This is a genomic window from Mesomycoplasma sp. (assembly GCF_056854695.1).
Map to the genome: position 1 here is coordinate 109,887 of NZ_JBXGGF010000001.1, position 9,232 is coordinate 119,118.

Sequence of the window (9,232 nt, forward strand, 5' to 3'; positions counted from 1 at the left end):
ATGTATGTAAACAAAGGAACATATAAAAAATAAACTCGTTACGCTAGTACTAACTAGTTCAACTTTTAAGAGTATTTCTCAGCCCAATATAAAGGCACCCCTGTTTACTTAACATATTATTTTAACAAATTTATGCTGTTTTTTAATTATTTTTAAGTGGAATTGTTTTTTTAATTTCAAAATTATTGAATACTCCAATAAAAGATGTATTTAATAAATCCTTAAAACTTGTGTATGGATTAGCCAAAGCATAAAAAATATTGTAAGTAATCTCTAATTCATTACCAATTATTCTTGCATCAAAGAATAATTCATTATTTAAATTTTTTAAATCTAAAAATATCAAATTATTTAACAAAAAATAATTTTTATTTTTAGATAATAAATCTGAGACTAAAATGTCTAAATCCTTTATTTTTATAGACAAATTCGTGTTCTTTGCAAAAATACTTTCAGCATTTTTGGGTTTTAAAATTAAGTTATTTTTTATAAAATTAAAAATTTTATTTTTATAGTTATTGTCAATGGTTGTTAAATTCATTAAAGGCAATTCTGTTAATAATTTTTTAGTATCAATATCTATTTCAAAAGGTATTTGCTTACTAATTTTTTGAAACCCAGAAAATAAAAATTGTTTAGAATTTAAAATTTTATTTTGATTTAAAATTTGAACTTCTAATTTTAATGTTCCATTGTAATCATTTGCAAATGAATTTGTTATTTTAAAGATAATGTTTTTATCTTTCTTTAAGTTTGGAAGTTCAAAAAAATCATTAATATTTAAATACTTTAGATTATATGCAATAAAAGAAGGATAAAATAACAAATAATTATTTAAAATTTTTGGTTTTACATTAAATTCATTTATGTTATTTGCTTTTATGTTGACTATTTTTGATATCTTGTACTGTTTATTTGTTTTATCAATAATATTTAATGTTACATTTTTAATTTTATTATTTTTTGCAAATGCTTTTTTAAAATTGAAATTTAAAATAAAATTAAGGGGTATAGGATAAGGGAATTCAACAAAATTTAAAGGTTGATTAAAAATTAAAATTTGTTTAAACTCATTCAAAATATCTTTGGTTAATTTGTTATTTAAGTAATAAGGTAAATCTAAATTATTGGGAATGGAGTTTGCATAGTCTTGCAAAGTTCAAGTTTTCCCTTTTATTTTATGAAAATTTGGTTGAAAATCTTGTTTATTTTCAATTTTTGGATTATTTTGAGCACAACTAATAATTGATAAATAAAAAGGGACAATGAATCATAGTTTAAATTTCATATAGAATTATTTAATTAAGCTCAATTGCTCCAGTTAGTGTTGTAGTTTTACTTTCACCAGAAAATAACGAATCATTATCACTAATGTATTGATGAAAATCTAAATATGAGTATGTTAAATTTCAAGTATATGAAAGTGTTTTGTTAGTAAGTGAAAATTGAATATTATTATCAGCATTATTTTCTACTAACGAGTTAAAAAAAATAATTTGAGGAAATAATATGTGATTTTTTTGTTTTAAAATTTTTTGAACATTTAATAAAACTTCTTTATAATTCGTTATTTGCTGTTTAGGGTTAATGAAAATTTGTAAATGTTTTTTTATGAGCTGTATTAGTTTGTGCTTAGTTAAAACACTTTGTAAATTAGTTTCTATTTTAGTTTTCAACTTAGAATCATTTATAATGTCACTTCTTAGTTGGATATTATCAACTTGAAGTTTTACTAACTCGTCACTATTTTTAGCTAGATTATTAAATACAAATGTGTATTCTTTTGAATCTTTTATAGTTTCTTGATAGTTGTCATCTTGATTTTCAGCTTTTACAGTTATACTTAAACTTCCCTCATCATCATTTGGAGTTGCTTTTATTGTTTTAATCTTGTAATATTGATTATTTTTACTTTTTATTTCTAAAAATGAATTAATTAATCCAACACCAAACCCTAAATTATCAATTACTTTTTCAGGAGTTGAAAAAAATGAATCTTCAACAGTTGTATTGCTATTTACCAATGCAAATGCTAAAAAAGAAGGGAAGATTTGCTTAAAAACTGGAGGTAGTTCTTTTTGTTCAATGTAAAAACTGGATGTTGAAACATCTTCTCTGGGCATAGATAAACTAACAATTTTACTTTGTGAATTACCACTTTTTGAATCAGATAGTTTAAGACCAACATTTTGGATTTCACTATTGTCGCTTGTCGCTTGCGAAAAATCAAAACTAATTTTATAATCTTTATCTAAAACATTAAATAAAGGTTCGACAAAAGTTTCATAACTATAACTAGATGGGTAATCATATTTAAATTTGTGCAAAATGGTTTTGGTATTTTGAAATTGCTTAACCTTATCTTGTGCTATTGTCAATGTATTAGGAATTGAATTTATAGCTTCTTTCAATTTTTCATCAAATTCTTTATTAACCTGCTTTGGTGCAAGAACTTGTGGTAGTGTTTTTTCAGAATCAACCTTATCTTCTATAGGATTTGGAAAAGTTCCTTCAATTTTTGGTTCTTCATTTTTATCAGAAGGTGTTGTTGGTTTAAGATTTGTGTTGGGCTTGTTTGAAGAGTTGTTTGTTTCTTTAGTTTTGGATTTATCTAAACTAGACCCCTCGTTTGAAGGTTGTGTTTTTATAGAACCTACTTTTTTTGGTTCCTCAGTTTTTGGTGTTGTAGAAGGTGTTACTGGTGAAGATTCTTTTGGAGTTGTTGGTTTTGGTCCTTCAGGTTCTCTAGGTCTAAGGACTGGTTGAGACGATGGTGGTAATTGAGGGTTTAAATCTTTTGAAATTTTATTGGGAGTTTCACAAGAAATTATTGCAACAGTAGTTATAGCTAATGTTGATGCAACAACTCATTTTTTTTTCTTCATATTAGTGTAAAATTATACACTATTAGCCTTAATAAGTTTGTAAATCAAAACATTTAATAAAGGATTTTAGATATGAACAACAAATTTATCGTAACTTTAGATTCAGGTACAACTTCATGTCGAACATTAGTTGTTGATCACCAAGGTCAAATTAAAGCTATATCGCAAACTGAATTTACTCAGTATTTTCCAAAATCAGGTTGAGTGGAACATGATCCACTTGAAATTTGAAACACACAGCTTTCAACTATGCAAAGTGCAACAAATAAAGCTAAAATTAGTTCAAAAGAAATTGTTGCACTTGGAATCACAAATCAACGTGAAACTATAGTTTTGTGAGATAAAGAAACAGGATTACCAGTTTATAATGCAATTGTTTGGCAAGATAGAAGAACTAGTAATTATTGTGATGAACTAGTTGCAAAAGGTTTTGCTCAAACTTTCACTGATAAAACAGGATTAATAATTAATCCTTATTTTAGTGGAACTAAAATTCGTTGAATTTTACAAAATATTGAAGAGGCAAAAACCAAACTACAAGAAGGTAAATTGCTAGCTGGTACAATTGATACTTGATTAATGTGAAAACTAACAGATGGTAAAGTACATGCTACAGATGTTTCAAATGCTTCTAGAACACTTTTATTTAATATTCATACATTAGAATGAGATCAAGAAATTCTTGATTTGCTAGAAATACCTAGAGAAATATTGCCTGAAGTTAAAGATTCGTCAACTCATTTTGGATTTGTTGAAGCACATCACTGATCCAACAAAGACAAAGATTTAGTACCAATTACAGGGATTGCTGGAGACCAACAATCTGCACTTTTTGGTCAACTTTGCACTGAAGTTGGAATGGTTAAAAATACCTATGGAACAGGTTGTTTTACTCTTGTTAACACAGGTACAACTGCTGTAAAAAGTAGCAATAAATTATTGACCACAATAGCTTGAAAACTTGAAAATCAACCAACAATTTATGCGCTTGAAGGTTCGGTTTTCATAGCAGGTGCTGCAATTCAATGACTTCGTGATTCGCTTCGAATTTTATACAATTCGGCTGAATCTGATTTTTTTACCTCACTTGTTCAAGACGATCAAAGAGTTTATGTAGTACCTTCTTTTACGGGACTAGGAGCACCATATTGAGATTCATATTCTAGAGGGGCAATTTTTGGTTTAGAACGTGGAACAAAGCGTGAACACATTATTAAAGCAACACTAGATTCAATAGCTTATCAATCAAATGATTTAATTAAAGCCATGGAAAAAGATCTTCAAAAACCTATTATTTTGCTAAAAGTGGATGGCGGGGCTTCTAATTCAAATTATTTGATGCAATTTCAATCCTCAATTTCAAATTTAAAAGTTGAAAGGCCAGCTAACATTGAAACTACAGCATTGGGTGTATCATATCTTGCAGGTTTAGCTGTTGGATTTTGGTCATCTATTGAACAAATTAAACAAATGGCAAAAGCAGATAAAATTTTTGAACCCGAATTTGATCAACAAACTATTAATCGTTTACTCAAAGGTTGAAATACAGCTGTTCAAAAAACCTTAAATTGAACGAAAGATATAGAATAAGAAAAGAAAGGAAAATATGGGACTTTTTGATTCACAATTATTATCAGAATTTTTAGGAACACTATTTTTAATTTTGCTTGGAAATGGTGTTGTTTATAGTGTTTCTGGCACAAAAATGTTTGCAAATCAACCTGGAAAATGAGTTGTAGTTGCAATGGCTTGGGGATTTGCTGTTTTGGTAGGTATTATTATTAGTCAAGCCTTAAATGGTTTTGGTCACCTAAATCCCGCAGTTTCTATTTACTCTGCAATTTCAAATAAAGATGCCAAAATTTTAGCTTATATTCCAATGCAAATTTTAGGAGCAATGGCAGGACAGACTATTCTCAATTTTATTAATTGAAAACACATTAGTGAAACAGATTTAGTATCAGTTCGTTCAGCACATTGCACTTCACCAGCCTATGAAAATAAAGGGAAAACAATACTTTTTAATTTTTCATATGAGTTTGTTGGAACTGCTGTTTTACTTTCAGTAATTCTTGCACTTTCAAAAAATAAAAATGAAACACTTGTCAATTTAGGACCATTACCAGTAACATTTTTGGTGATGTCAATTGGGATGTCACTAGGATCATCAACAGGTTATGCAATTAATCCGGCTCGTGATTTAGGTCCTAGAATTATTTATTTTGCAATGGAAAAGCTACTTATGCAAAAAAGAACAAAAGAATTTATAGGCGGTTCTTTTTTAAGTTATGGGTGGTTGCCTGTTGTGGCTCCAAGTTTGGCTGGTATTGTAGTTGGTCTTTTTGGATTAATTAAATAGTTACTTTATTTATGTTTTATAAAAAAAATTAATATTTTTGAAATATTAATTTTTTTTATATTTTAAATTTAATATAGAGTATTTGCATAATTTTTACTAATTTTTGAATATCACTTACTTTTAAATGTTTTTCTATAAAACTTTTGAGTGTAAGCGTAATTTGTTGTGATTGCAAAGTGATAAAATTGAGAAATATAAACTGAAAGAGTTGATAAATATAAAAATGTTGAAACAGATCCAAATTTATCATAATTAATATAACCATTTAAAACTAACAAACTAAATAAAAATGTAAACTGAGTACTTGCAATTGTCATAATTCAAACACCAGGAGTGTTTCACTTTCTTTTTAATTTAAAACTTGGTAAAAATTTAAATAAAAAAGTTGAACCAATAAAAAAATAAGCTAAAAGAAAAGGAAAACAAATTACATAAAATAAAACATTGTAAAGTCAATTCAACTTAGAAGAAAGAATTAGTTTTATATAAAAAATAGGCAAACTAGTTATATAAATAACCACACTAGAAACTAAAACAATTCCTATAATAGTAAAAAAACTTTTAATTCTTAAAATTGAAAAATTAATTGGTTCATTATGATCATAACTTAATGAGTAATATTTAATTAATCTAGCATAACCGTTTAATCCAATTAAAAATGAAGAAATGAGAAGTAAAATAAATCCAAGTGATTTTCAAATTTGATCATTGTTTAAAAAATTTAAAAAATCAATAGATTGTTTTATACCTGGAATAAATTTATTAAGAATTTCATCAATAATAAAGTTATAAAATTTTATTTTTTCTCCATTAATTTCTATATCTTGAATAAGCTTACTTGCAAAAAATAAAATAACAACTATCAATGATAGTATAGGAATAAATGAAGTTAAAATATAAAAAGCATATGAAATTGTGATAACCCCAAAATTTTTATTAGTAGTTTTTACCAAGGCGCCTTTAACAACTTCCTTTAAGTCGTTATTAGTGATAAATTGAGGTTTTTTTTGAAATGGTTGATTTACCTTAATTCAAATAAAAACAGGCTTAAGAATTAAAAAAATAATTCAAAATCATAATTTTTGATAAAAAATAATATATTTATTTTTTTTAACTAATATTGAATTTAAGTATTTTTTACTTTGTCTCATTGTGTGAATAAAAGTAATAAAAATGATTTAAAAGTCTACCTTTTTTTTACTTTTAGCAAATTATCTCCTTTTTTACAAATTATAAGGTAAGGAGCACAAATATGAAATCTATTTTAGTTTATTTTGCTGTTAAGTATAAAGGTAACTTTAGCAAAATTAAAAAAGCATTAGAACAACACGAGGAGGTAGAGCAAAAAGATATTGATGAAACATTAAAAATATTAAGTGATTTAAATGTTAATTATATTAGTATTTTAGATAATGAATATCCAAAGCAATTTGAGTATTTGAATCAACCACCTTTTGTCATTTTTTATAAAGGAAACTTAAATATTTTAACAAATTTATCACCTAAAATTACATTGACTGGTGAAGAGTATGACACTGAAATCCAACAATTTTTTAATAAATCTTTAGACGCAGTTATTAAAAGACATACTCTAGTAGTTAATGGTTATAAGGGTGTAGAACAAAAAGTTATTGAATATTACAATATTAATGAGTCACCAGTAATAGTAGTTTCTGCAAATGGCGTGTTAAATCCATGAATGGCAGAGCAGTTTGTTGATAAATCTAATTGTTTAATTATTTCCGAATATCCTCCAAAAGTTAATATTTCAAAGACTAGATTAATTTCTCGCAACCGTTTAGTGGCCGCACTTTCTCCTATTTTAGTAGTTTACTCAATTAAAAAAAGAGGTGGTTTACAAAATTTAGTCACTCATTTTTTAAATATGGGAAAAGAAATTTATTGTTTTTTAAATACTGAAAACGAAGACTCAACACTTGCTAATAAAGAATTAATAGACCAAGGAGCTCATTGAATTACAGAAATTCGTGATTTAAATAAATCTAGCGAGGATAATCAAAATGCTCAATAAAGTTGTAACATTATTTCAAAGTACACAAGTAAGCATTCCAACTGGTGGACAAGGTTTAAGTCAATTATCAAATCAACTACAAAGCTGAATTAAATATTTAACAACAATAGGAATGCCTATTGTTGCTGGAATTTTGGTTATTTCAGTTATTTTCTTTGCTACAATGCTATCAATTTCTCACGATGCAGATAAACGTGAAAAATGAAAAAAAGCTCTTATTTGGTCGTCTATAGGATTTGTCATTATTCTGGTTGTTTTAGGATTATCAACGTTAATTATTAGTGTGGCAGCAAGTGCGGCTATTGGTCAAAGTAGTTAATTAATGGTTGGATGAATTCTTAAATCACTTTATGAAGCAATAGCATATCCATTTTTTAGTTTAGGTTGATATCTTTTAGTTTATATTCCGTTAGCAATAATAGGATTTTTTAACTTTGTTTTTCAACAATTAGGCATCAACATTATTGTTAGAGTAATTTTTGGTCGTGATGAGTTTAGTTTTGAAAAATTACCTACTGTTTTTTGAGTTTTTTTAATTACATCAGTTGCAATTGGGTTTATTTTCATGATCATTAGATTTGTAAAATTTTTAACTTTGCGACATGGGAATTCGAGTATGGAAATAAGTCAAATGACAAAAGGTATTATTGTCAGTTTGTCTTTTAGTTTTTTATTTCCCATTTTAATTTTTGCTTTACTTGCAATTTTACAAGCGTTTATGATGATTTTAAATCAATACATTCATGATGGAAAAAGTATAGTATATTTACTTGTTAGGTCTTCTACTGACAAAATTAGCGATAGTCAAGTAAGTAAAATTGCAGAAAATTATCAAGTTTTATCTGCAGATGAATTTAACAAACTAGATAATGGAGAAGGAACTATGATGTTAATTTCTCTTTGTGTTGGCGCAATTGTTGTTTGTTATACATTAGGAATAAGTTTTGTTTCTTGATTTATTTCAGCTGCACAATTATTTATGAATTTTATAACTATGCCAGCTTGAGCAACTAATGCTATTTTAGATGATGGTAGAAATTTGAAAAAATGATTGCTAAATTTTGTAGGACAAGTATCGGTTATTGTAATTTATCAAACAAGTTTTAATTTATTTTTAATGTGAGTATCAGCAACTTTTACTACAGTGGAATCTTTAGATCTTTCAATGGCAAAAGTTAATCAATTTATTTATAAATTTTTTATTAAACTTGCATTTATGGCAGGCGGGGGTCTAGCTATTTCTACTTTTACTCAACAACTAGCTTCAAATTTCAAGCAAGGTGCTGTGGTTGCTTCCCAACAAAGGCTTGCAAGTTCTACACTTAAAGTTGCAGGCGCTTCTCTTGGTGCAGCTTATTATGGGCTTTCAAAAATTGGAGGTAATAAATTAACTTCTAATTTTCGAGATAAAAATAATCTAAGTAAAATTAAAAACTTGAATCCTATAACTAATAGATTGCTAGAAACAACTAATGAACCAAAATCCAAAAGTAAATGATATAAAAATTTATTTAGTAGCTTAAATGGTAATACTTTATTTGGAGTTGCTACAACAGCCATAGGAATTGTGGGAATGCGCAAAATTAGTAAAAAGAAAAAAACTCAGTTTTTGCCAGAAAAATCCACTAATGATTCAACAAATAAATGAGGATGGCGAAATTTGATTCAAAAACCTTTAAATATATTCAGGAAAAAACCTAATTCAAATTCTAATAAAAATGCCGAAGAAACACAAAAAGACCAAATAAAAGACAAGCTGAATTCAACAATTGAAACAGAAAATAATTCAAATATTTCGCAAATTAGTGAAATTCCTACTTTACCAAATTTAAAGGAAAATCACACAGAAGAAAATCTTAAATTATCAGAATCATCCTCAGAACCTAGCTCTGAAAATCTTAATGCTAAAAAATCAACAGAATCTCAAAACACAGAAATAGAAGACAAACCTATTAA

Annotated in this window: 8 protein-coding genes and 1 riboswitch; of the genes, 5 read left to right on the forward strand and 3 right to left on the reverse strand. The window is 26.8% G+C overall.

The features are described from left to right. Positions 1–18: 18 nt before the first annotated feature. A riboswitch (TPP riboswitch) is annotated at positions 19–112 on the reverse strand. Positions 113–142: 30 nt separating this feature from the next. Continuing rightward, positions 143–1,288 (reverse strand): hypothetical protein, encoded by a 1,146-nt coding sequence (locus ACJHWB_RS00475; RefSeq protein WP_483132565.1) that lies wholly within the window; start codon positions 1,286–1,288, stop codon positions 143–145. A gap of 10 nt (positions 1,289–1,298) precedes the next feature. Next, positions 1,299–2,885 carry an LppA-related lipoprotein gene (locus ACJHWB_RS00480; RefSeq protein WP_483132566.1) on the reverse strand — a complete coding sequence of 529 codons (1,587 nt, stop codon included), beginning with the start codon at positions 2,883–2,885 and terminating at the stop codon, positions 1,299–1,301. A gap of 72 nt (positions 2,886–2,957) precedes the next feature. Between ACJHWB_RS00480 and glpK the strand changes: the two genes are divergently transcribed. Together glpK and ACJHWB_RS00490 are read left to right on the forward strand one after the other, a co-directional pair. Continuing rightward, complete coding sequence (gene glpK, locus ACJHWB_RS00485; RefSeq protein WP_483132567.1) at positions 2,958–4,475, forward strand: glycerol kinase GlpK; 1,518 nt, start codon at positions 2,958–2,960, stop codon at positions 4,473–4,475. 16 nt (positions 4,476–4,491) lie between these two features. Beyond that, positions 4,492–5,244 carry an MIP/aquaporin family protein gene (locus ACJHWB_RS00490; protein WP_483132568.1) on the forward strand — a complete coding sequence of 251 codons (753 nt, stop codon included), beginning with the start codon at positions 4,492–4,494 and terminating at the stop codon, positions 5,242–5,244. A 68-nt stretch (positions 5,245–5,312) separates the two neighbouring features. On the opposite strand, the gene ACJHWB_RS00495 is transcribed toward ACJHWB_RS00490, so the two are convergent. Further along, complete coding sequence (locus tag ACJHWB_RS00495) at positions 5,313–6,395, reverse strand: YhjD/YihY/BrkB family envelope integrity protein (RefSeq protein ID WP_483132569.1); 1,083 nt, start codon at positions 6,393–6,395, stop codon at positions 5,313–5,315. 101 nt (positions 6,396–6,496) lie between these two features. Between ACJHWB_RS00495 and ACJHWB_RS00500 the strand changes: the two genes are divergently transcribed. The 3 genes from ACJHWB_RS00500 to ACJHWB_RS00510 all read left to right on the forward strand — a co-directional run. Beyond that, complete coding sequence (locus ACJHWB_RS00500) at positions 6,497–7,276, forward strand: DNA-processing protein DprA (protein ID WP_483132570.1); 780 nt, start codon at positions 6,497–6,499, stop codon at positions 7,274–7,276. Then, complete coding sequence (locus tag ACJHWB_RS00505; protein ID WP_483132571.1) at positions 7,266–7,595, forward strand: Mbov_0395 family pilin-like conjugal transfer protein; 330 nt, start codon at positions 7,266–7,268, stop codon at positions 7,593–7,595. Before ACJHWB_RS00500 ends, ACJHWB_RS00505 begins: the two co-directional genes overlap by 11 nt. A gap of 3 nt (positions 7,596–7,598) precedes the next feature. After that, a partial coding sequence (locus tag ACJHWB_RS00510) for an Mbov_0396 family ICE element transmembrane protein (RefSeq protein WP_483132572.1) occupies positions 7,599–9,232 on the forward strand: 1,634 nt, incomplete at its 3' end.